Below are 23,572 nucleotides of genomic sequence, written 5' to 3'. Positions count from 1 at the left end.
ACTCAAACGCTACGTCTGCCGCGAAATTCATCCCATCCTCATCAAGATCCAACAAGGCCACGAAACCCTCCAAAACGCCGCTTGACAACCATAGGAGCATCGAGATTAGTGGCTCGAGTGGCTGGCGACCGGGTGGGCCTCCATGGGCAGCTCTTCGGTGACCGCTCCTGCGACCCGCTTCTCCCAGGCCTCGCGGACCTCGGGGTCCGTGGGAGGCGTGAGCAGCGAGATCACGATGTACGAAACCAGCGAGGCGCCGAGGCCCCAGTAGATGGGTTCGTTGGCGTAGACGCCGTCAACGCTGGGGATGACTCCGACGGCGTACATGATCAGCAGGGCCAGGGTCAGGACCGAGCCAACGGCCATGGACCAGGCGGCTGCGATGCCGGTGCCGCGCTTCCAGACCAGGCCGCCGAGGATGGCCACCAGCAGGCCGCCCACCAGGATGTCGTAGGCGATGGTCAGTGCCACGACGACGTCCTGTGCCGCCATGGAGATCAGCACGGCCACGATGCCCAGGCCAAGGACCCAGTAACGGTTGGCCTTGACGTCGTGCTCGGGGTTTTCGGTGTCGTCGGTGTTGATCGTCTTGCCGAACCAGCTCGCGACGAACGGCACCACGTCGGCGCGGGCCACCGTGGCGGCGGCGATGAGGGCGCCGGAGGCGGTGGACATCATGGCGGCGACTGCGGCGGCCATGACCAAGCCGCCGATGCCGATCGGCAGGATCTGGGTGGCGACTTCGGCGTAGACAACGTCCTTGCCGAGGTTGGCGACGTCGATGTCGGGCAGGGCCACGCGGGCGGCCAGGCCGATCAGGGCACCGGCGACGCCGTACAGGATGCAGTAGACGCCGGCCGTTGCGCCGCCCCAGCGGGCCACGGTGGGGGTCTTGGCGGTAAAGACGCGCTGCCAGATGTCCTGGCCGATCAGGAGGCCCAGGGTGTAGACCACGAAGTACGTGATGATGGTCTGCATCCCGATGCCATCAAGCTGGAAGAAGCTGGCGTCAACGCGGCTGCGGATGCCGTCGAAGCCGCCGGCGGCGTTGAGCGTGAACGGCAGCATCAGGGCGAAGATGCCCACGGTCTTGATGATGAACTGCACCTGGTCGGCCAGGGTGATGGACCACATGCCGCCGATGGTGGAGTAGACCAGGACGATGGCGCCGCCGACTGCGATGGCGAGCCAGCGCTCCCAGTCGAACAGGACGACGAAGATGGTGGCGTAGGCGCCGGTGGAGGTGGCGCAGAGCATCAGGGTGTAGGCCAGCATCACGATGCCGGAGGTCTGGGTGGCGCGCTGGCCGTAGCGCAGGCTGAGCATCTGGGAGACCGTGTAGATCTTCAGCCGCTGGATGGTGCCTGCGAAGAGCAGGCTCAGGAGGAGCACGCCCGCGCCGATGGCGACCACCAGCCACATGCCGGAGATGCCGAACTTGTAGCCGAGGCCGACGCCGCCGACGGTGGAGGCACCGCCCAGGACGACGGCGGCCATGGTGCCGGTGTAGAGCAGGGGGCCGAGGCGGCGGCCGGCAACCAGGAAGTCGCTGTTGTTCTTGGTGCGGGACTTGCCCCACCAGCCGAAGGCCAGCATGGCGATGAGGTACACCACCACGATGGCGATGTTGACGAAGTTGGCGTCCATTTGGGGCTCCTTGGAGCTGATCTGCAGTGTGTCTGGAATCCCGGCGGCGCTGCTGGGGAAGCCGGTATTCTGCTGCTCTTGTGGAATTGGGAGGAAGAGTTCCTCAAATATTGCCTCACAGGCAACACTTGTTGCCCAGAATCGTATGCTGTGACCGACGCAACAGTCAAGGTCGGCCGTAGTATCTGTTGTTCGCCGCGGCGCCCGCCACGTCACACGGGCCGGCTGGCCATTAGGATTGCTCCAGAGATGGGGCCGCACCGCCGGCCACGAAAGGTCTGCACATGAAGGCACTGCCAGTTGAGCCGAGCAACGTTCCCGTTGCCATCGGTTCCCGAATCCGTGCCGCCCGGCAGTCGCAGCGGCTGACCATCGAGCAGGTTGCCGACGCCACCGGCCTGACCAAGGGCTTCCTCAGCCGCGTGGAACGTGACCTTACGTCGCCGTCGGTCGCGTCCCTGGTGACGCTGTGCCAGGTCCTGTCCATCTCGATCGGCGACTTGTTTGTGGCCCCGGAAACCCACCTGACCAAGCGGGACGAAGGCCCACGGATCTCCCTGGGCGGCGAAGGCATCGTGGAGCGGCTGCTGACTGCCCGTTCCGAACGGCGCATCCAGATCATCCAGGCCGTCATCGAGCCGCATGGCCGCGGCGAGGCTGAGCTTTACGCCGTGGACTGCGACGTGGATGTGCTCCATGTGATCAAGGGGCGCATCCGGCTGATCCTGACCAATGAGGAATACGAGCTCAGCACCGGCGACACCGTGACATTCCCGGGCCGCGAACCGCATACGTGGGTCAATCCCACCGACGAGGCCGTCGAAGTTCTCTGGGTCCTGGTCCCCGCCGCCAGCCGGTAGGTTGCTGCTCCCCGCTCGCTAGCGTTGCTGCGTTCCTTCCCGGTTGACGGGTGGCTGTTTTGTAAACAACTGATGCGCATAAGGAAACTTCAGGCTATGATGGCTGTCACACCCGCCGATCAATCCTCGAAGGAGAGGCTCATCTTGAAAGAGCTGCGCATCGAAGCCAACGGCAACCTTGGCCCCATCGATTCATCCCGTATCCCGCGCTATGCCGGCGCTGCAACCTACGCCCGCCTGCCGCGCCTGGACCAGGTGGCCAAGGCTGACGTGACGGTGGTGGGAGCGCCCTTCGACTCGGGTGTTTCGTACCGCCCGGGTGCCCGTTTCGGCTCCAACCACATCCGCGAGGCCAGCCGCCTGCTCCGGCCCTACAACCCGGCCTGGGACGTCAGCCCGTTCGAGAACATCCAGGTGGCCGACGCCGGCGACATGGCGGTCAACCCGTTCAACATCAACGAAGCCATCGAAACCATCCAGCAGAACGCCCTGGACCTCACCGCGGCCGGCAGCAAGCTGGTGACGCTCGGCGGGGACCACACCATCGCCCTGCCGCTGCTCCGCGCGGCTGCCGAGCGGGCCGGCGGACCCATTGCCATGCTGCACTTTGACGCCCACCTCGACACCTGGGACACCTACTTCGGCGCCGAATACACCCACGGCACCCCGTTCCGCCGGGCCGTTGAGGAAGGCATCCTGGACACGGAAGCGATCAGCCACATCGGCACTCGCGGCCCGCTCTACGGCAAAAAGGATCTCGACGACGACCACCGCTTCGGGTTCGGCATCGTCACCTCCGCGGACGTCTACTACCAGGGCGTCCTGGAGACCGTTGCCAAGGTCCGCGACCGGATCGGCAACCGCCCGCTCTACATCTCCGTGGACATCGACGTCCTGGACCCCGCACACGCGCCGGGCACCGGAACCCCCGAGGCCGGCGGCATCACCAGCCGCGAACTCCTGGAGATCATCCGGGGCTTCCGCGGCATGAACCTGGTGGGCGCCGACGTCGTCGAGGTTGCTCCTGCATACGACCACGCCGAAATCACCGGCGTGGCAGCCAGCCATGTGGCCTATGAACTGATCACCCTGATGGCGGACAATGCTGTTGAAGGTGACCGGTTCGGGACCGCCAACGGCTACGCCGCCCAAGCTCTCGGCCAAGAAGCCCGCCAACCTGCCGGTTTCGCAACCGGAACCAAGGAATAGCCACCATGATTGATTTCGATCCGGGCACAGCAGCACCTACCAAGGGGACCAGCCAGCGCAACGGCGGGGACCTCGTCGTCGAAACCCTTGAAGCGCTCGGCGCCAAGACCGTCTTCGGCATCCCGGGCCAGCACGCGCTCGGCCTGTTTGACGCCATGGGCCGCGGCAACCTGCACTTCGTGTCCTCCCGCGTGGAGAACAACAGCGCCTTCGCCGCGGACGGGTACTCCCGCGCCACCGGCGAAGTGGGCGTGCTGTTCCTGTCCACCGGACCCGGTGCACTGACGTCCCTGGCCGGCCTGCAGGAGGCCTACGCCACGGGTGTGCCCATGGTGGTGGTGGCCAGCCAGATCCCGCTCGAAGGACTAGGCGCCCGCCGCAAGGGCATGCTCCACCAGCTCGATGACCAGAAGGCCTCGGCCGCGAACGTCACCAAGAGCCAGCGCCTGATCCAGCACGCGTCCGGCATTCCGTCGGCCATCCAGGATGCCTGGACCGAAGCCATCTCCTCGCCGCAGGGCCCGGTCTGGCTGGAAGTCCCACAGAACGTGCTGCTGGATCCCATCATGGTGCCCCCGGTGGAGGACGCGCTCGCCGAAGCAGCGGACAACCCGCCGCGCGTGGAGCTGGTCCGGGAAGCAGTGAAATGGCTGTCGACGGCGGAACGTCCCGCCATCATCGCCGGTGGCGGTACCCGGCGGGGCCGGGCCGAAAAGTCGCTGCTCTCGATTGCCGAAAAGCTGCGGGCACCGGTCATCTGCACGCCTGGCGGCAACGGCGCCTTCCCGTGGACCCACGAGCTCTCGCTGCAGTCCTGGATCGAGGACCGGCATATGACGGACCTCCTGGAAGACGCGGACGTCCTGATTGTCATCGGCTCGTCCCTCGGTGAAGTCACGTCCAACTACTTCACCTTCGCGCCCCGCGGCCGCATCATCCAGATCGACGCCGAGCCGCGCGTACTCGAATCGAACAGCCCCGGCCTGGGTATCCGTGCCGACGCCGGCCAGGCGCTCGCCGCCCTCGACGAGGCCCTGGTGGCGCCCGTCGACACCATCCGCAGCTGGCACGGGACCGCCCCGGAGGACCTGGTGAAGGACTCGCTCGCCAAGGTCAAGGCACGGCTGGAATCCCAGGACCTGGGCAAAGAGCTGAAGTTCATGGCCGACATCCGCGAAGCCGTCCCCGCGGACATGCAGACCTTCTGGGACATGACCATTTCCGCGTACTGGGGCTGGAGCTGCTGGGATGCCCGGCAGGGCCAGTTCCACTCGGCCCAGGGTGCCGGCGGCCTGGGCTACGGCTTCCCGGCAGCCATCGGTGGCGCCGTCGGGCTGGAAACAGTCGGCAAGCCCGGCCGGGTCCTCGCCGTGTCCGGTGACGGTTCATCCATGTACTCCATTTCCGAACTCGCCACCGCCAAGCAGCACAACATCCCGGTCACCTGGCTGATCGTGGACGACGGCGGCTACGGCATCCTGCGTGAATACATGGTGGGCGCGTTCGGGAAGGCCACGGCCACCGAGCTTGCGCGTCCCGATTTCGTCAAGCTCGCCGAAGCTTTCGGCGTGCCGGCCACACGGGTGGCCCCCGAGGATGTCGGGGACGCGCTCAAGGCGGGCTTCGCGGCGGACGGACCCAACGTCGTCGTCGTCGAAACACTGCTCAAAATGTTCGGCCCCACCCACCTGGACGACTGAACACCCAGCACCAAAGCACCCGCTCCACCACAGCCCCCGCTCCACCACAGCGCGAGAGGACACTTGAGGCCCCATTCCAAAGGGCCCCAAGTGTCCTCTCGCGCTTTAAGAGCTGGGTTACGTGATCCGGCGGCAGGATCCCGACGACGGCCGCGCCCAGTTGGTTGCACTGTCGCCGGCCGGCGCTGACAAGCTCCGGAAGATCGAAGAGCGCCGCACGGCCACGCTGCAGGAGTACCTCAGCGATTGGAGCCAGGAGGATGCCGAAGACACGGCACGGATCCTGACAAACTCTCGGAGTCCCTCAAGCATTCAGCCCGGGCACATGCACTCCCGGCACCTTCAACCGCGGCACCAGCCGCCGCACCCCAGAACCTCCAGGAGCACTGATATGTCGAGCCAACCCGCCTCACCGCCCTTGGCGATGACGCACCGCCAGATCATGGAAGCCCTGACCGGGCTCCTCGCGGCGTTCTTCACCGCCATCCTCAGCAGCACCATCGTGGCCAATGCGTTGCCCACCATCATGTCCGATCTGCACGGCACCCAGACCGACTTCGCCTGGGTGATCACCGCCGCGCTGCTGGCCAACGCCGTCACCACCCCCATCTGGGGCAAGCTGTCCGACCTCTTCAACAAGAAGCTGCTGGTCCAGCTGAGCATTGTCATCTTTGTGGCCGGCTCCGTCATGGCCGGACTCTCCGAGACCATCCCGCTGCTGCTCACCGCCCGCGTTATCCAGGGCGCGGCCATGGGCGGGCTCACCGCGTTGGCGCAGGCCATCATCGGCACCATGATCCCGCCGCGTGACCGCGGCAAATACTCCAGCTACATGGGCGCCGTGATGGCGGTGGGCACTGCCGGCGGCCCGCTGCTGGGCGGATTCATCGTGGACAGCCCGCTGGGCTGGCGCTGGACCTTCTTCGTCTGCGTGCCGCTCGCCGTCGTTGCGCTGATCCTGCTCCAGATCACCCTGAAAATCGAGCACATCAAACGCCACGTCAAGATCGACTGGCTTGGCTCCATCCTGCTGACCTCCGGCGTCAGCCTGCTCCCGATCTGGGTTTCCTTCGCCGGCAACCCCGCCTACTATGACTGGGTTTCCTGGCAGTCGGCCGCCATGGTGGGCGGCGGTGTGGTTTTGTTGGCCCTGCTGGTGCTGGTGGAGTCCAAGGTGGAGCAGCCCATCATCCCGCTGAAGATCATCTCCGAACGCACCACCGCATTGGCCATCATCGCTTCAGTGGCTGTGGGTATCGCGATGTTCGGTTCAACCACCTTCCTGGGCCAGTACTTCCAGGTGGCCCGCGGCGCCACGCCTACCGAAGCCGGGCTCCTGACGCTGCCGATGATCGCCGGCAACCTGACCGGCTCCGTCGTTTCCGGTCTGCTCATCAGCCGCACCGGAAAGTGGAAGGGCTACCTGATCGGCGGGTCCACCCTGCTGATCGGCGGCCTCGGCCTGGCCGGCACCATGGACCACACCACCGAACTGTGGCAGGCCGGGATCTTCACGGCCATCCTGGGCGTGGGCCTCGGCATGCTGATGCAGAACCTGGTCCTGGCGGTGCAGAACACGGTCCGGGCGTCAGATATCGGCTCGGCCAGCGCGTCTGTTGCCTTCTTCCGTTCGGTGGGCGGCGCAATCGGTGTGTCCGTGCTCGGCGCCGTCCTCAGCAGCCGGGTCAGCGAACTCGCCACGCAGGGCCTGGCAGCGGCCGGCATCCCGGTGGCGGGCGGGTCGGCCGGAGCCAGCATGGACCTCGTTGACATGCCCGCACCGGTCCGCGAGATCATGCGCGCCGCTTACGGCGACGCCACCGCCGAGGCCTTCCTGATCTCCGCCGGCGTTGCGGTGGTAGCCCTGATCTCGGTCCTGTTCATCAAGGAGCGCCCGCTGCGGCGCACCGTTGACATTCAGCCGGAGGCCGAAGGAGGGGCGGGGACGGGCGCCGGCGCCGGCGTCGGCGCCGACGCAGGCGCAGACGCTGAAAGCCCGACGCCGGAACTCGCATCCGCGAACCGCTGACCGACGCGCGACCGCTGACAGACGCGCGAACGGACACTTGAGGCCCCACGGATCCGGGGCCGCCAGTGTCCGTTCGCGCAGGTGAGTGGGGAGGAACGTGTGGGGGAGTACGCCGATCGGATGATATTTACCGTAGATGTTTCGCCCGGGCAACGGATTTCGTAGAGTGGGTAGGCTGAGAAATGTCAGCCCCGTCTGTTACCACTTATCCTCATCGTTTCGCGCTCTCTTCCTAAGGATTCACGGGCATGCTCCTCACCCTCATACGGCGCTACTCCAAACCGTACATGCCATACATCGTGGCCGTCGTTGTGTTCCAGCTGGCGTCCACCATCGCAGCGCTCTACCTTCCCAGCCTCAACGCCCAGATCATCGACGAAGGCGTTTCCCGCGGGGACACGGATTTCATTTGGCGGACCGGGTCCGTGATGCTGCTGGTGGCCATTGTCCAGGTGGGCACCGCCATCGCCGGCGTTTACTACGGCTCCAAAACGGCCATGGCCGTGGGCCGCGATCTGCGCCGCGGGGTGTTCCGCAAGGTCACCAGTTTCTCAGCCAAGGACGTGAACACGTTCGGCGCCCCCACCCTCATCACCCGCGGCACCAACGACGTCCAGCAGGTCCAGATGCTCGTGCTGATGGGACTGAACTTCATGGTGGCCACCCCCATCATGTGCATCGGCGGCATCATCATGGCGCTGCGCGAGGACATCAGCCTGTCGTGGCTGGTCTGGGTCTCCGTGCCCGTGCTGATCGTGGTGGTGGGCTACCTGGTGGTCCGGCTCATGCCCCTGTTCCGTTCCATGCAGAAGAAGATCGACCGCATCAACGCGGTCCTTCGCGAGCAGATCATTGGCATCCGCGTAGTCCGCGCATTTGTCCGCGAACCATATGAAACCGAGCGTTTCGGCGTTGCCAACAAGGACCTGACCGACGTCTCCCTGAAAATCGGGGCCCTGTTTGTCCTGATGTTCCCGGCCATCGGCATGATCCTGCACCTGTCCACGGCCGCGGTGCTGTGGTTCGGCGGCCAGCGCGTGGATTCGGGCGAAATGCAGGTGGGCGCCCTGACCGCCTTCCTGCAGTACCTGCTCCAGATCCTGATCGCCGTCATGATGGGCACGTTTATGGCCATGATGATCCCGCGCGCCTCCGTCTGCGCGGACCGCATCGGTGAAGTGCTCGACGTCGAACCCTCCATCCACGATCCCGAACGTCCTGAGACTCCCGCCACGCTGGCCGGGGTAGTGGAATACCGGAACGTCACCTTTGCCTACCCCGGTGCCGAGACGCCGGTGCTGAGCAACATCAGCTTCACCGCCAAGCCGGGCGAGACCGTTGCCATCATCGGTTCCACCGGTGCAGGCAAGACCTCGCTGCTGGCCCTGCTGCCGCGCCTGTACGACATCGCCGAGGGCGAAGTCCTCCTGGACGGCGTCTCCGTCAGCAACCTGGACCGTGCCGAGATCACCAAGCGCGTGGCCCTGGTACCGCAGCGGCCGTACCTCTTCTCGGGCACCATCGAGCACAACCTGCGCTTCGGCAAGACCGAGGCCACGGACCAGGAACTCTGGGACGCGCTGCAGATCGCCCAGGGCGAGGGCTTTGTCCGCGAGAAGAAGAACGGACTGAACGCCCGCATCGCGCAGGGCGGCACCAACGTCTCCGGCGGCCAGCGGCAGCGGCTCTGCATCGCCCGGGCGTTGATCACAAAACCCAAGGTCTACCTCTTTGACGATTCGTTCTCGGCGCTGGACGTCGCAACCGATGCCAGGCTCCGCGCCGCGCTGAAACAGACCACCGCCGACGCCACAGTGATCATCGTGGCCCAGCGGATCTCCACCATCACCGACGCAGACCAGATCCTGGTCCTGGACAACGGCCGGATCGTGGACCGCGGAACGCATGAGGAACTCCTGGAAACCTCACCCACCTACCAGGAAATTGTTGAATCCCAGCTGAGCGTGGAGGAAATGGCATGAGCGCCGCCAAGAACGTCTCGACAGGCTCGACCACCGAAACGACAGGCTCGACCACCGAAACGAACCCGGATTCCGTAACTCCGGAAGACCTCCTGGAGGACGACGATTTCTTCGAGGAGGAATACAAGCCCTCCGAGGCCGACGGCGACATGTTCGGCGGCATGCCCGCCAAGAAGGCCGAGCACTTCTGGCCCTCGGCGAAGCGCCTGCTGGGGCTCCTGAAGCCTGAGGCTGTGGGCATTTACGCCGTGGTGGCCCTGGTGGTTGTCTCGGTGGTCCTGAACGTCATCGCCCCCAAGATCCTGGGCCAGGCCATGGACGTTATCTTCGGCGGCGTCGTGGGCAAGCAGCTCCCCGCCGGCGCCAGCAAGGACCAGTTCGTGGAAGGCCTGCGCCAGCAGGGCCAGGACAACTTCGCGGACATGGTGTCCCGGATGGAGCTGGTTCCCGGCACCGGGATCAATTTCCAGAAGCTCTCGGTCCTGATCGCCATCGTGCTGCTGATGTACTTTGTGGCCAACATCTTCCTCTGGCTGCAGGGCTACGTGCTGAACCGCATCGTGATGAAGGTGATCCGCAGGCTCCGGGACGACACCGAAAAGAAGCTGAACCGGCTCCCGCTGAACTACTTCGACACCCGCCAGCGCGGCGACGTCCTCTCCCGGGTGACGAACGATGTCGACAACGTCCAGCAGGCGCTGCAGCAGGCCTTTGCGCAGCTGATCAGCTCGCTGCTGACGGTCATCGGCATTGTCATCATGATGTTCATCGTCTCCTGGCAGCTCGCTCTCATCGCCCTCGTTGCGCTGCCGCTGTCCGGTGTGGCTGCCGGCCTGATCGGCTCGCGCAGCCAGAAGCTCTTCGCCGCCCAATGGAAGAACACGGGCGAGCTGAACGGCCAGATCGAGGAATCCTTCTCCGGGCACGACCTTGTGCGGGTCTTCGGCCGTGACGCTGACATGCTGGAACGCTTCGAAGAGCGAAACGAGGCCCTCTTCAAGGCCAGCTTCGGAGCCCAGTTCGTCTCGGGCATGATCTTCCCCGTCATGCAGTTCGTTTCCTACCTCAGCTATGTGGGCATCGCCGTCGTGGGTGGCCTCCGGGTGGCCTCGGGCTCGATGTCCCTGGGCGACGCCACGGCATTCATCCAGTACTCGCGAGAGTTCACCCAGCCGCTGGGCCAGATGGCCGGCATGGCCAACATGCTGCAGTCCGGCGTCGCGTCCTCGGAGCGGGTCTTTGAATTCCTCGACGCCGATGAGCAGGACTCCGAGACCGCCACCGAGCACCTGCCGGCCAAGACCGACGGGCATGTGGAGTTCAGGGACGTCACGTTCAGCTACACCGAGGACAAACCACTGATCGAAAACCTGTCCTTCACCGCAGAACCCGGGCACACAGTGGCAATCGTTGGTCCCACGGGGGCCGGTAAAACCACCCTGGTGAACCTTGTGATGCGCTTCTACGAGCTCAACTCAGGCTCCATCACCCTGGACGGCGTGGATGTCACACACCTAAGCCGGTCCGAGCTGCGGTCCAAGGTGGGCATGGTGCTCCAGGATGCGTGGCTGTTTGGCGGGTCCATTTACGACAACATCCGGTACGGCAACCTGGACGCTACTGAGGAGCAGGTCATGGCAGCGGCCAAGGCCACCTTCGTGGACCGCTTTGTGCGCGCACTGCCGGATGGCTACGACACCGTAATCGATGAAGAAGGCAACAACGTCAGCGCCGGTGAAAAGCAGCTGATCACCATCGCGCGCGCATTTGTGGCCAACCCGTCACTGCTCATCCTGGACGAGGCCACCAGCTCCGTGGACACACGCACCGAGCTGCTGGTCCAGAAGGCCATGGCGGCGCTGCGGACGGACCGCACCAGCTTTGTGATCGCGCACCGGCTCTCCACCATCCGGGACGCCGACACCATCCTGGTGATGGAGAACGGCAAGATCGTGGAGCAGGGCAACCACATGGCTCTCCTGGCAGCGGAAGGTGCCTACTACCGGCTGTACATGTCCCAGTTCGCCGGTTCCGATGTTGAGGAAACCGTTGTGGACGATTCGACGGCGGTCCACAGCTGAGCACGCTGGGTACCGACCACGCGTCTGAGCCCGCTTCCGGCCGCGGTCCAGGCGTCCCCGATCCCCGGCGCATCGAGGTCCTGGTCCCGATGCGCTGGGGTGACATGGACGCCTATGGGCACATCAACAACGTCCAGATCGTCCGGATGCTGGAGGAGGCGCGGATTACAGCGTTCGGGCCTCCGCGGGGAACCGGCCTGCCCGGCATTGAGCCGGAAGTCTCGCTCTTCAACGATGTTCCGGAGGGGACCCTGGCGCTGGTGGTGGACCACAGGATCCGCTACGTGAAGACCCTCGAATACCGCAACATCCCGGCCGTGGTCCAACTGTGGATCGGCGCGGTGAAAGGCGCCAGTTTTGACATCCACTACGTGGTGCAGGACCCGGTCACCCGGGAGGAGTGCGTCCGGGCCAGCAGCCATCTGGCGTTTGTGGACGAGGCCTCCGGCCGCGTCCTGCGCCTGACGCCGGAGCAGAAGGAGCGGCTGGCCCCGTTCACCGTTTGAGCCGTTCACGTTTTGAACCGCACGGCGCCGTGCCTGCACACCCGTTGCGCAGGCACGGCGCACACCGGAAACTGGAAATACCCAATAAGGAGCGTTGACCATGGCCAAGAAAAACAAAAAGACCTGGAAAGAGATGTCACCGGCGGCACGGGCGGGATTCGTGGTCATCGGGATAGGGCAGGTGGCGCTGATGCTGGCCGCCCAGCGCGACATCTCCAAGCGTCCGGCGGCGCAAATCAACGGGCCGAAGGCAGCCTGGCGGGTGGCCGCACTGATCAATTTCATCGGGCCGATGGGCTACTTCATCCTGGGGCGCAAGCGGCCCGGAGCCGGACTCGGGGCAGTCAAATAGCAGGCCTCGGATCTGCACACCGCCAGGGTCTTCGGAGCAGGCATCCAGTTTGAGCCTGTAAATTTGAACCCATGACCCCAAATCCCAAGACTGCCATGCACCGCGCCCTCGGTGTCTCAAAGGAGATCGAGGACGCGGCCTGGTTCGTGCTGGGACCGGGCCTGCAGGGCAAGCCGTCGGCCCTGGACGGGAACACCCTGACCTGGACAGCGGAGGCTGCGGCGGAGCTGCTGGAGCGCCTGAACCGGGGAGCCGCGGATGCCAAGGCGCCCATGATGACCAATCTCCGGCAGAACCTCGAGGACGCCTCCCGGGAGGCCAAGCAGCTGGCCGTGGAGCTACTCTTCCTGCAGTCACTGCCCCTGGCGCACGAGGTCAAGTCGCTGAAGGTCAAGCGCGCCCGGGTGGCGGAGGCCGCGTCCTGGCTGGAGCCACCGCTGGAGCTGCCCGAGGAACTCTACAAGGGCATGACGGACCACGGCGTGATCAGGGACCGCACCGCCGAATTCAACTGGACCATCTGGGACCACCTGAAGTGGCTCTGCCGGTTTGTGCAGCATGTGGACCAGCAGGTTCCGGTGGCCATCGCGAAGGCGCTGAAGGACCCGCTGAAGTTCCACGAGCTCGCCGCGGGCACCCCGGCGGACCAGCCCGCCATCCGCCGCAGCATCGAGTACCTGGCCTGGCCCAGCTACTTCGAGCCGGTAGTGGCGGACGTGGAGCGGCAGGAAATCCGCGACGCCTTCGCCTCGCTGGTAGGCGGGGCGAAGGGCGATTCCGACGAGGAAATCACCGCGGACATTAACCGCATCCGCCTGCACCTGGATGAACAGGCGGGCCAGCGCATCGACTGGTACGCCCGCCAGCTGGTCAGCCAGTGGCGCAAAGTCGGGGACCCCGGCCGACGCGCGTGGCTGCTGCGTACCCACAGCGACAACGCTGAACTCCTCACCGCGTGGCAGGACGAGGAGAAGGTGACGCTCGACGTCGAACATCTCCGCCACCTGGACCCCGGCGTGACCGCGGGGCTGGTGCAGCACGCCGTGGACGAGGACTACAAGCATCTCGGCTACGTCGAGCGGGAGGACACCAAAACGGCGGTGTTCGCCTTCCTGACCGTCATGAAGCCGGGCGACCTGGTTCTGTTCCAGCACGCCGGCACCGTGCGGCTGGGCGTGGTGCTGGGCGAACCCGAGCACAACGACGACAACCGCCGCCTGCGGCGCAAGGTGCGCTGGCTGGACGACGACGGCCACGCCACCGCGGACCTGCCCCGCCACGTCCAGCGCCAGCTGGCCACCTCGGGGATCGTTGTTGACGTGACCAGGGTGGTGCAGGCGCTCCAGGCGCTCGTGCCGGCCGAGGCGGAACCGGAGGACAACGACGCCGACGCGCCTGCCGCCGTCGTGCCCCCTGTGCAGGAGGGCTTCCGCCCGCTCAGCCGCGACTTCGCGGATTCGCTGCACATGGACCTGGAGCCGCTGCAGGAGATCGCGGAACTGCTGGAGGAGAACCGCCAGCTGGTCCTGTACGGGCCGCCCGGAACGGGCAAGACGTACCTGGCCAAGCATCTCGCGGCGGAGCTGGCCCAGGACAGCACGGACGAGCGGGTGAAGCTGGTGCAGTTCCACCCGTCGTACGCGTATGAGGACTTTTTCGAGGGCTACCGGCCGGACAAGACTGACGAGGGCCAGGTGTCCTTCAAGCTCGTGGCGGGGCCGCTGCGCCGGCTGGCCGAGGAAGCCGCCAAGCCTGGGAACGAAAAGAAGCCCTATTTCCTGATCATTGACGAGATGAACCGCGCCAACCTGGCCAAGGTATTCGGCGAGCTGTACTTCCTGCTGGAATACCGCGATGACCGGATCTACCTGCAATACAGCCCCAACGAGCCGTTTACGCTGCCGGACAACCTGTACATCATCGGCACCATGAACACCGCGGACCGGTCCATCGCCATGATGGACGCCGCCATCCGACGCCGGTTCGCGTTCATCGAGCTGCACCCGCAGACGGAGCCCGTGAAGGGGTCGTTGCTGCGGTTCCTGCAGGTGCGGGACCTGGACACCACGCCGGCGCTGCTGCTGGATGCGCTGAACGCGGCCATCGACGAGTGGGACCGGGACCTGATGATTGGCCCGTCGTACTTCATGAAGAAGGCAGCCCAGACGCCGGCCGGGCTGCGCCGGATCTGGAAATACGAGCTGATGCCGCTGCTGGAGGAGCACTACCACGGCCAGCTGACCCGGGCGCAGCTGGAGGAGCGGTTCGGGCTGGAGCAGCTGCTGGGACGCCTTGTTACCAGCTAAGCCAACCCACACTCCCGCGCACGGCGGCGCAGCGTTAGGCGGTGCAGCGCAGCGCGGCCGTGGCCAGGCAGCGCGCCATCTGGTCCTCGACGAGCTGTCCAAGGGCACCGTGGAACGCCTGGATGCCGCCAGTGCGGCCTTCGTGAACGCCAGCGGGCTGGCCAAGGCGTCCCCGATGGGCATGGGCTTGTACCGGATCGAGCCCGCGGGCAAGGTGGGGTCGGTCCGCACGGCCACGCTACAGCTGGATGTGCGCCCCAAGGACCGGCTGGGGCTGAGCCGGCTCCTGTTCCTCCTCAGCTATGCCGGTAATCAGGGCTTCCGGCCCGATTCCGTGGCGGCTGCCGAGGACCGCGAACTCTGGAGCGCGCTGGCCGAATCCCTCGCCCAAATGGCGGAGCGTGCGCTTGGACGAGGAGTCTTGCAGGGCTACCTCACCGTTGACGAGTCCCTCCGCACGGTCAAGGGCCGCATCCGGATTTCCGACCAGATCTCGCGCCGCCCCGGCATGCTGGTGCCGCTGGAAGTGTCCTATGACGAATTCACTGAGGACATCGCCGAAAACCGGATCCTGCGGGCCGCGCTGGAGCGGATGGGACAGGTTCCACGCGTCCGGCCGGAGGTGCTGAGCCGCCTGCGGCAGCTGAAGGGAAAGCTCGACGCCGTCACCCGCCTTCCAGCCGGCGCGCCCCTGCCGCCGTGGACCCCCAGCAGGATGAACGTCCGCTACCAGTCAGTGCTGCGCCTCGCGGAGCTGATCCTGAAGAATGCCTCCGCGGAGGCTGGGGAGGGGAAGCAGCAGACTGCGTCGTTTGTGGTGGACATGGCCCACGTGTTCGAGGATTTTGTGGGCACGGCGCTCCGCGAGGCGATGGCGGCGTATCCGGGGGAGATGCGGCTGAAGTACAACGCGCTCCTCAGCGAGGCTGTCCACGATTCCGACAGGCTGTCTGTTCGCCCGGACGCCGTGCATCTGCTGGGCGGACGCCCCGTGGTGGCCTACAACGCGAAGTACAAGGCCGCCGCTGACCTTGGCGCGTCACTGACCGCCGACCACTACCAGATGCTTGCCCACTGCACCGCCCTGGGTGTGCCCACCGCCTGGCTGGTCTATGCAGGGGCGGGCGAGATGAAACTGCGGCGGATCCTTAACACTGACATCGACATTGTTGAGTTTCCGCTGGATCTGTCGCTGCCGCCGTCGGACATCCTGGCAGCTGTGGCGGACCTGGCGCGGCAGTCCTGGGGCGAAGTGGTCCGGACTGCCCGCGCGGGAGGCTAGACCGGCACCCGGAACGTGAATGTGGTGCCCTGGCCCAGTTTGCTTTCTACCTGGATGGTTCCGCCGTGGGCCTCCACGATGGCCTTGCTGATGGGGAGGCCCAGCCCCACGCCGGGAATGGCTGTCCGGCGGACGTTGCTGGTCCGGAAAAACTTGGCGAACACCTGGGCCTGGTCGTTGGCGCTCATGCCCATGCCCGTATCGCTGACCCGGCAGGCGAGGTGGCCGTCGTCGTGCTCCAAGGACACCAGCACATTGCCGCCGTCGGGCGAGTACTTGATCGCATTGGAGACCAGGTTATCCAGCACCTGGGAGATGCGGGGGCCGTCCACATGGGCCTCCAGCTTGGCTGGTGTTTCGGCTTTCAACGCCACGCGGGAGGCGTCAGCCCGGGGCATCGCGGCGGACACGCTGGCGCGCACCAGTTCAGCGACGTCGACGGCGTGCGGGGTCACGATCAGTTGCCCGTTCCTGGTGGCGAGGAGGTCCGACACCAAGGTGAGAAGCCTTTCTGAATTGCGCTTGATGATGTTCAGCGGCTCCAGTTGGTCGTTGCCGGGATCGTCCTCCAGGAGAAGTTCCACGTAACCCAGGATGGAGGTCAGGGGAGTCCTGAATTCGTGGGACACGCTGGCGACGAAATCGTCCTTGGCGGCCAGGGCGTCCACCAGGTCCGTCACATCACTGAAGACGATCACCGAGCCCGCGAACGTCCCGTCCGGGTCCGTCATGGCCCGGGCGCTGGTGGTGATGGCCCGCTGCTCTTTGCCTGCGCCCAGCCAGACCAGGTAGTCCGTGAACGTCTCGCCCTGGACAGCCCTGCGCACCGGGCGGTCTGCCACAGGGACAGGGGTGGTACGGTCTGCGGCGAAGACCAGCAGCTGGGACTCGTTCGGATCGTCGATGTCCTTCGGGCGGGCCAGTTCGTGGTTGGCGCGCTGCTTCCGGTTCATCAGGATGTCGTGCCCGTCTGCGTCGACGGCGAGGACGCCCAGGTGCACCGTGTCAAGAACGGAGTTGAGCAAGGCTTCCTGCCGCCTGGTGCTGAGCAGGCTGGCCTGGAGCTGCTTGTCTTTCTCCTCCAGGATCCGCTGCTGACGTCTCAGGCTGAGCGTCAGCATGGTGACAGATACTCCGATCCCCAGCATCATCACAGGAAGCAGCAGCGAACGGGCCAGGTTCGGTCCGGAGACGTCTCCGCGCACAAAAAGTGGCGTCCAGATGATCGCCAACGGCATGATGAAGGACAGCCACAGTGACACGCGGACGTAGTATCCGGAGGCGCAGAGCCAGATCACGGGGAAGACCGCGAGCAGGCTGATTCCTGTGAGGCTTTCCTGGCTTCCTTCGCGGCCCACCGCAATGGAGATGAAGTCCAGCAACGGGATCACCAGGAACGTGGTGTGCGGCAGGCGGTCCCATGGCACCACGTAGCACAGCACCATAATGGCAAGTTGGGAAAAGAGGAACACCACGAACAGCGGGGTGTCCATGCTTCCGGGAAAAAACGCCGAAACGAGGACCGCGGCCAGCAGTGTGGTGACGAACAGCGGCATCTGGCTCAGGGCCACCCTGTCCGTCAGCCGGTATTCGTGGAAGGGCCGCCGGAAAAACTTCAGACGGCCCGTGGCCCATGTTGCGGGTTCACTCATGAACGGCGGCCTGAAGTGGGAGTATAGGGGAATGCATACCAGCAGGATATCGGCAGCGGGCTATACTTCTCACGTTGTCAAGCTGGCGGAGGGGGCTGGTATGAGTGATGCGCGAGTGGGTCTGGTCATCGAGGATGATCAGGATATCCGCGAGTTGGTACGCACGGTCCTGACTCAGGCGGGTTTTGACGTCACTGTGGCCGGCAGCGGCTCCGAAGGGGTTAAGGCTGCCAGAATCTTGAATCCTGACGTCATAACCCTGGATTTGGGGCTACCGGATATCGATGGCTTCGAGGTATCCCGCCAGATCCGCGAGTTCTCGGATGCCTACATCGTGATGCTCACGGCGCGGGCTGAAGAACTTGATACTTTGATCGGTCTCGAGTCCGGGGCTGACGACTACCTCACCAAGCCTTTCCGCCCCCGCGAACTCCGCGCGCGGATAGCGGCGATGATGCGCCGGCCCCGGTCGCTTCCGGACGCGGGGGAGAGCGCTCCCGTTTCTGACCGCCCGGCGGACGCCGTTAGTGACAGCGGAAACGGTCATTACAGCCACAACGGACTGGATCTGAGTTACGCGTCACGGTCGGTCAATGTGGACGGCCAGGAGCTTAACCTGACCCGGACCGAATTTGAACTCCTGTATGCCCTGCTCGAGGCGGGACGGACGGTCCGGACCAAATCGGATTTGGTGCGCCGGCTCCGGGACGAGGATTACGACGTCGGAAGTTACATCAGCGAGGCGGACGAACGTTCCGTGGAGGTGCACATGGGCAACCTCCGGAAGAAACTCGGTGATTCACCGCAGCAACCGCGCTGGCTGCAGACGGTCCGCGGCGTGGGCTACCGGTTGGCGCCTGGCGGGCGCTGAGCCTGGAGCCTGTGCAGGGTCTGGCGGCTGCACAGGTTGATCGGCCGGAGGTAGTTGACGGCAAGCTGCGGCAGTGCAACGGAAGGTTCCGCACTCGGTGACTCTTCCCGGATTGAACGTTCAAGGTCCATGGCCAGGCCCGCCAGCCGTTCCGCGCCCACCATCTGGCTCGATGTCTTGAGGCTAAGGATCGCGTCCACGGCCCCATCCAGGTCTCCGGTGGTCAAGGCCAGCCGCAGCTTGCCGATCCGGAACGGCAGGTAGTCGATGAAGTTCCCTACGAAGACGCTGCAATAGCCCTCGTCCTCGTCGAGTTCGACCCGCAGCCGGTCAAGTACAGAGGGATCTACCAAGGGGCGCCCCGCGTCATCGGATGGTGCCATTTCCGTCCCTTCCGCTCGCGCCTGCCGCCCCCAATAGCGGGATATGACTTGGTTTTGTGTCCACTTTCAGAGTAAATCTGTTACTTGAGGATGCAGCCGTTCGGGAAAAGGACTGCGGGATTCCTGAGGAGACTGCGGGTTTTTCATAGGAGTTCATCTTTGCGGGCGCCGATCAATTCGGGAGGCGGCAAAGGCTCAAGTTTGGCTCAAGTTCCGGCTGGCGTTTCTTGCCTGCCGCCGGCTTGCCGGGCTATTTGCTGGCGCCGAGGAACTCCACCAGGTGGGCTTCGAGGGCAGAGCCGTCCTTCAACTCGCACTCCCACACGGTGAGCACCTCCCAGCCGGCGGCCCATAACTGTTGGCGCTGGTCGGCGTCGCGGTCTTTGGTGCGCGTGCGCTTGGCCTCCCAAAAGGCGGCATTCGCCTTGGGCGCGTGCTGGCCTACGCGGCAGTCGTGGAAGTGCCAAAAGCAGCCGTTGATGAAGATGACCTTTCGCCGGCCGGCGAATACCAGGTCCGGGCGGCCGGGCAGACGGCTTTTGCCGGCGGTGCCGTGCAAGCGGTAGCGGTAGCCTTTGGCATGGAGGAGGCGGCGCACCAGCAGTTCCGGCTTGGTGTTCTTGCCCCTGATGCGGGACATGTTCCAGCTGCGCCGCTCGGGAGTGAGCCTGTCCGCCATGATTCCAGCCTACGGGCTCCTAGATTTCGCGCTCCGGCTGGTCGCCCAGCTCGAAATGGCGGCCGCTGACGGACGTAGGCACGATCTCCACATAGAAATCCTTCAGCGTCGGCACCCAAGACTTCAGGCCGAGCGCTTCGACCACGGCGAGCTCGGCTGAGTTGGTGAGGACGCGCGCCGTTCCCCGCAGCACCACGGACCAGGCCTCCTCCGAGAGGATGCCGTCCGTTTCAAGCAGCACCCTGGAATTGATGGTGAGCTGCGCCAGCTTGTTGCCCGGCGCGGTGCGAAGGTAGATTTTCCGGTCCGAGACGAGGTAGTTGACTGGAAAAATATCCGGTTCGCCGGCAACGGAAACCACCAGCCGGCCGTGCTTGGTAGCTTCTAGCAGTTTCCAGGACTGCTCGTCGTCGAGCTCCAGAACGGGGTTGCCATCTGCGTGAGTAAACATCATGCCGCCTATTCTTCTACGTTCGGTAGAAGAATTCTAGAGGGTATGCCTGGGAATTCCGTACCCAAGGGGATGGAAAGGCGATTGTTCGTGTGACTTTTTATTGGTCCCTGGCGGTGGTAGAACCGATGGCGGGTGGCTGTGGATAACTTTCATCGCTCAAATGTCTCCTGGGCTACCCTTAAGATCATTGTTCGGAGCGAAGCGTCTTGAAACTATCGGGGGATTAGCTGCCCATGACATCGCACATCACTTCCACTACTTCGCGGCGTTGGCGCTTGCACCTTGTTGCTGCTGTTGCCGCTTCTGTTTTGCTGATGACCGGTTGCAACTCGGGCGGCGACCCTGGGGGCACCTCGTCCGCGTCTCCGACTTCGACGGCAAGCCCAAGCGCAACGCCAACCCCGACGCCGACTCCTGCTTATGTGCCCGCTTCGGCTAGCGGCCGTGCTCAGAACGTACCGGTGCCGGTGTTGCCGGAGGTTGCGAAGACGGAGACGAAGGAGGGGCTCGAGGCGTTCGCCCGACACTGGTATGCCACTCTGACTTACGCCTACGAGACTGGCGACATGAAGCCCCTCGAGAGTATTTCAGGCCCAACATGCGTTAGCTGCGGCCGAGTGAAAGAAGTCGTCGAGGGCTGGCACTCAGGTGGCCAATGGATCGCAGGCGGGCGCATGGTCGTTGAGGGGGCGCAAACGAAGTTCCTGGAGGTTGCGCCAGGTGAATATCAAGTCTTGATTCAGGTGAGGCAGGAACCCCTTTCCTACTACCGCGCCGACAAGTCCTTGGACGAGATGACGCAGAGCAAGCCTGCCATCGGCGACATCATGATCGCCGGATATGAGAATGGTGTTTGGACTGCCAAAACTGTTGAGCACCTGGTCAATGAATAATGAAAACAATTGCCCGATTCGGGTTCTTGATGCTTTTAGTAATACTGCTAAACGTTCCGACTGTTTCCCCGGCCCGCGCGGAGACTGATGTCAAAGGTGACTGGGGAGGGGCAGGAGCCAACGTTGGCGGCTGGTATCAGCATCCGGGCTCAGGAGCGTGGACCGAAACGCCTATGGGGGTAGGCGACGATCCTTACGTGTACATGTACAAGCATGTTTGCAGGACGGATCCAACTCTGGATGGTTCAAATTGCGCCGGACCGGAAATCGCGTGCGCAGCAGGTGAGGATGGGAGGAGCGTCAACTGGTACAGGTCGCTTGCAGAGTTCACTCCCCGTATTTGGGGCTTCTTCGCGGGACCGACCTGCATTTATGACGAAAAGCCCGTCGATGTCCTGGAGCAAATAGCCGCCCAGATCCAGCAGCAGTTCGAGAGCCTGCCTATCAATGCCGGAGCCGTCGTCGCGCAGCCCAGCCCCAACACGCTCCGCGGGGCCGAGACGAACTTCTATGCCGACGCTTCCGAGCAACAGTTTGACGTGACGATGCTCGGACAGCAGGTGCACGTGGTCGCCACGCCGGTTCAGTACACCTGGAATTACGGCGACGGAACCGTCTTCGGTCCGCAGCCTTCCATGGGTGGGCCGCTGCCACAGGATCGCTGGGGTGAGAAGACCCGAACAAGCCACGTCTACGCGGACACCGGTGACTTCCAAGTCGTCCTCACGACGTCCTTCCAAGGCACGTATTCCGTGAACAACGGACCGCCGCTGCCCATACCGGGCCAGGGCCAGTTCAGCGCACCGCCGCAGTCCATCAGCGTCTGGCGGTCCATCACCCGGAACTACGCCGACGACTGCAACCAGAACCCGCAGGGACAAGGTTGCCCCGGCGTGGCATCATCCCGGTAGGAAGCATCAGACGACGCCTATAGGGCGGCAGGCAACGCCTGGAGCCAAGCCGAAGCCACCCGCAAAGAGTGATCCCCGCCTCCATCGGAATACTTGCACGCGCCGCGCAGTTGGGCACAGCAGTACCAATTCACCTCGAAAGGAACTGCGCATGCTGTTTTCCCCCTTGACTCTTGGCGAGCTTGAACTGCCCAACCGCCTGGTAATGGCACCGCTGACCCGTCTCCGCTCAGGCGAGGACGGTGTTCCGGGTCCCGTGGTTGTGGAGCACTACCGGCAGCGGGCATCCTTGGGACTCATCGTCAGCGAAGGCATCTACCCGAGCCCCGCCGGACGCTCATATCCGGGTCAGCCCGGTCTCTTCACCGCGGAGCAGATTGCCGCCTGGAAGAAGGTCACCGACGCGGTGCACGCTGAAGGCGGCCGGATCTTCGCCCAGATCATGCACGGCGGACGGGTTTCCCATGCGGACATCACCGGCGGCCATACCATCGTGGGTCCGAGCGCCGTCGCCATCGAGGGCGAGGTCCGCATCCCGTCCGGCAAGCAGCCGTATCCCGTCCCGCACGCGCTGACCATCGGTGAGCTGCCCGTCGTGATGCAGGAAATCGTCACCGGTTCGATTAACGCCATTGAAGCGGGATTCGACGGCGTGGAGCTGCACTCGGCCAACGGCTACCTTCTCCACGAATTCCTTGCCCCGAACTCCAATGTCCGCGACGACAGCTACGGCGGCTCGCCGGAGAACCGGGCCCGTTTTGTGATCGAAACTGTCAACGCCGCGGTGGCCGCGGTGGGTTCGAGCCGCGTGGGCATCCGCATCTCGCCGGAGCACAGCGTCCAGGGCATCGCCGAAACGGATGCGGCCGATGTCCGCGCCACCTACGAGGTGCTGGTGGACAGCATTGCCCCGCTCAACCTCGCCTACGTCAGCATCCTGCACCACGAGCCCACGAGTGAGCTGGTCCAGGATCTTCGGGCGCGCTTCAACGGCACGTTTTTGGTGAACTCCGGCTTCGGCACCATGACCACTCGGGAGGAAGCAACCGCCTTGGTGGCCGACGGCCATGCAGATGCGGTGGTGGTGGGGCGCCCCGCCATTGCCAACCCGGACCTCGCACGTCGCTGGAAGGAAAGCCTTCCGCTGAACGAACCGGACCCGTCCACGTTTTATGCAGACGGCTCCGTAGGCTACACGGACTACCCCGCGTATTCGGCTTAGCGGTCACTGCTGGCCTCGGCCAGAGATTAAACGACGACGGCGGCACCCGGCTTGGGTGCCGCCGTCGTTGGCTGCTCGGTGTGCTGTCCCGGCAGCGCGCGCCAAATAGCCATCCGACGGCTGTTTTGGCTCATCTTTCAACGTTGGCCCGCCCAGGTTCACAAGCGCTGAGCGGTAGACATAAGAATACTCCAGTGAATGGATTATCGCTAGGGAAATAGCTAAAGGTATGCTTCCCGGCCCGTTCCTTCGCGCATCACCAGCTTGTCGTCCTCGATGGACACGAGCAGGCTTTTGGGCTTTCCGCTGACTTTGGTAATGGCTTTCAGGCCGCGGTTGGTGACTTCCACTCCCACCTGCGCCCCTTTCGCGGGCAGCTCCACGGACGTTTCGTAGGCTTCTCCCAGCAGCGGGTTGGTGGACACGCCCATGTCGCGGCGGACCTCCTTGCCGTTGACCATGACGGTGATGTTGGCCTCGTCGAATCCTTCCTGAAAGACGATGAGCAGTTCACGCATGGTGGCCCTCTTCCTCGAAGTGATTGCCTGTGACG

20 protein-coding genes are annotated in these 23,572 nt (G+C 64.5%); 14 read left to right on the top strand and 6 right to left on the bottom strand.

Going from position 1 to position 23,572, the window contains the following annotated elements; genetic code table 11:
• Positions 1-105: 105 nt before the first annotated feature.
• Complete coding sequence (locus ACX80M_RS12825; protein WP_104062782.1) at positions 106-1,647, bottom strand: sodium:solute symporter family protein; 1,542 nt, start codon at positions 1,645-1,647, stop codon at positions 106-108.
• A 284-nt stretch (positions 1,648-1,931) separates the two neighbouring features.
• Here ACX80M_RS12825 and ACX80M_RS12820 point away from each other — a divergent pair, with 284 nt between their 5' ends.
• From ACX80M_RS12820 to ACX80M_RS12775, 10 genes are all read left to right on the top strand, one after another.
• Positions 1,932-2,507, top strand: a complete 576-nt coding sequence (locus ACX80M_RS12820) for a helix-turn-helix domain-containing protein (protein ID WP_058929916.1) — start codon at positions 1,932-1,934, stop codon at positions 2,505-2,507.
• Positions 2,508-2,651: 144 nt separating this feature from the next.
• Positions 2,652-3,716 (top strand): agmatinase, encoded by a 1,065-nt coding sequence (speB, locus tag ACX80M_RS12815; RefSeq protein WP_459309785.1) that lies wholly within the window; start codon positions 2,652-2,654, stop codon positions 3,714-3,716.
• 5 nt (positions 3,717-3,721) lie between these two features.
• Positions 3,722-5,416, top strand: a complete 1,695-nt coding sequence (locus ACX80M_RS12810) for a thiamine pyrophosphate-binding protein (RefSeq protein ID WP_459309784.1) — start codon at positions 3,722-3,724, stop codon at positions 5,414-5,416.
• A gap of 391 nt (positions 5,417-5,807) precedes the next feature.
• Complete coding sequence (locus ACX80M_RS12805) at positions 5,808-7,445, top strand: MFS transporter (protein WP_459309783.1); 1,638 nt, start codon at positions 5,808-5,810, stop codon at positions 7,443-7,445.
• A gap of 248 nt (positions 7,446-7,693) precedes the next feature.
• Positions 7,694-9,427, top strand: a complete 1,734-nt coding sequence (locus tag ACX80M_RS12800; RefSeq protein ID WP_058929912.1) for an ABC transporter ATP-binding protein — start codon at positions 7,694-7,696, stop codon at positions 9,425-9,427.
• Positions 9,424-11,508 (top strand): ABC transporter ATP-binding protein, encoded by a 2,085-nt coding sequence (locus ACX80M_RS12795; RefSeq protein ID WP_374209873.1) that lies wholly within the window; start codon positions 9,424-9,426, stop codon positions 11,506-11,508. Before ACX80M_RS12800 ends, ACX80M_RS12795 begins: the two co-directional genes overlap by 4 nt.
• A gap of 89 nt (positions 11,509-11,597) precedes the next feature.
• Positions 11,598-12,014: an acyl-CoA thioesterase gene (locus ACX80M_RS12790; RefSeq protein ID WP_252599389.1), complete on the top strand. Its 417-nt coding sequence runs from the start codon at positions 11,598-11,600 to the stop codon at positions 12,012-12,014.
• 100 nt (positions 12,015-12,114) lie between these two features.
• Positions 12,115-12,366, top strand: a complete 252-nt coding sequence (locus tag ACX80M_RS12785) for a PLDc N-terminal domain-containing protein (RefSeq protein ID WP_141139620.1) — start codon at positions 12,115-12,117, stop codon at positions 12,364-12,366.
• A gap of 71 nt (positions 12,367-12,437) precedes the next feature.
• A complete protein-coding gene (locus tag ACX80M_RS12780) occupies positions 12,438-14,672 on the top strand; it encodes an McrB family protein (RefSeq protein ID WP_252599388.1) in 2,235 nt (744 codons plus the stop codon).
• 79 nt (positions 14,673-14,751) lie between these two features.
• On the top strand, positions 14,752-15,954 hold the full coding sequence (locus ACX80M_RS12775; RefSeq protein ID WP_252599433.1) for an McrC family protein: 1,203 nt from the start codon (positions 14,752-14,754) through the stop codon (positions 15,952-15,954).
• On the opposite strand, the gene ACX80M_RS12770 is transcribed toward ACX80M_RS12775, so the two are convergent.
• Positions 15,951-17,606: a sensor histidine kinase gene (locus ACX80M_RS12770; RefSeq protein WP_252599387.1), complete on the bottom strand. Its 1,656-nt coding sequence runs from the start codon at positions 17,604-17,606 to the stop codon at positions 15,951-15,953. The two genes, ACX80M_RS12775 and ACX80M_RS12770, sit on opposite strands and share 4 nt — an antisense overlap.
• A gap of 100 nt (positions 17,607-17,706) precedes the next feature.
• Between ACX80M_RS12770 and ACX80M_RS12765 the strand changes: the two genes are divergently transcribed.
• A complete protein-coding gene (locus ACX80M_RS12765) occupies positions 17,707-18,477 on the top strand; it encodes a response regulator transcription factor (RefSeq protein WP_459309782.1) in 771 nt (256 codons plus the stop codon).
• Here ACX80M_RS12765 and ACX80M_RS12760 read toward each other — a convergent pair.
• The 3 genes from ACX80M_RS12760 to ACX80M_RS12750 form a co-directional block, all read right to left on the bottom strand.
• Positions 18,450-18,860 (bottom strand): Hpt domain-containing protein, encoded by a 411-nt coding sequence (locus ACX80M_RS12760; protein ID WP_252599385.1) that lies wholly within the window; start codon positions 18,858-18,860, stop codon positions 18,450-18,452. The genes ACX80M_RS12765 and ACX80M_RS12760 overlap by 28 nt on opposite strands.
• A 250-nt stretch (positions 18,861-19,110) precedes the next feature.
• Entirely contained in the window at positions 19,111-19,539 is a 429-nt protein-coding gene (locus tag ACX80M_RS12755) for a very short patch repair endonuclease (RefSeq protein ID WP_252599384.1), read from the bottom strand.
• 19 nt (positions 19,540-19,558) lie between these two features.
• Entirely contained in the window at positions 19,559-19,993 is a 435-nt protein-coding gene (locus ACX80M_RS12750) for a pyridoxamine 5'-phosphate oxidase family protein (protein WP_252599383.1), read from the bottom strand.
• 233 nt (positions 19,994-20,226) lie between these two features.
• On the opposite strand from ACX80M_RS12750, the gene ACX80M_RS12745 reads away from it, so the two are divergent.
• The 3 genes from ACX80M_RS12745 (at position 20,227) to ACX80M_RS12735 (ending at position 23,019) form a co-directional block, all read left to right on the top strand.
• The gene (locus ACX80M_RS12745) at positions 20,227-20,886 is read left to right on the top strand and encodes a DUF6318 family protein (RefSeq protein ID WP_308293067.1); all 660 of its coding nucleotides are present in this window, start codon (positions 20,227-20,229) and stop codon (positions 20,884-20,886) included.
• A 203-nt stretch (positions 20,887-21,089) separates the two neighbouring features.
• On the top strand, positions 21,090-21,797 hold the full coding sequence (locus ACX80M_RS12740; protein WP_252613403.1) for a PKD domain-containing protein: 708 nt from the start codon (positions 21,090-21,092) through the stop codon (positions 21,795-21,797).
• Between the two features lie 151 nt (positions 21,798-21,948).
• Positions 21,949-23,019 (top strand): alkene reductase, encoded by a 1,071-nt coding sequence (locus ACX80M_RS12735; RefSeq protein WP_459309781.1) that lies wholly within the window; start codon positions 21,949-21,951, stop codon positions 23,017-23,019.
• 221 nt (positions 23,020-23,240) lie between these two features.
• Here the strand turns inward: ACX80M_RS12735 and ACX80M_RS12730 are convergent, their stop codons facing one another.
• Complete coding sequence (locus ACX80M_RS12730) at positions 23,241-23,537, bottom strand: hypothetical protein (RefSeq protein ID WP_056346782.1); 297 nt, start codon at positions 23,535-23,537, stop codon at positions 23,241-23,243.
• Positions 23,538-23,572 lie beyond the last annotated feature (35 nt).

Source organism: Pseudarthrobacter sp. MDT1-22 (assembly GCF_054511035.1).
The sequence above is the reverse complement of the archived record's forward strand: the minus strand, read 5'-3'. Positions and strand labels throughout refer to the sequence as shown.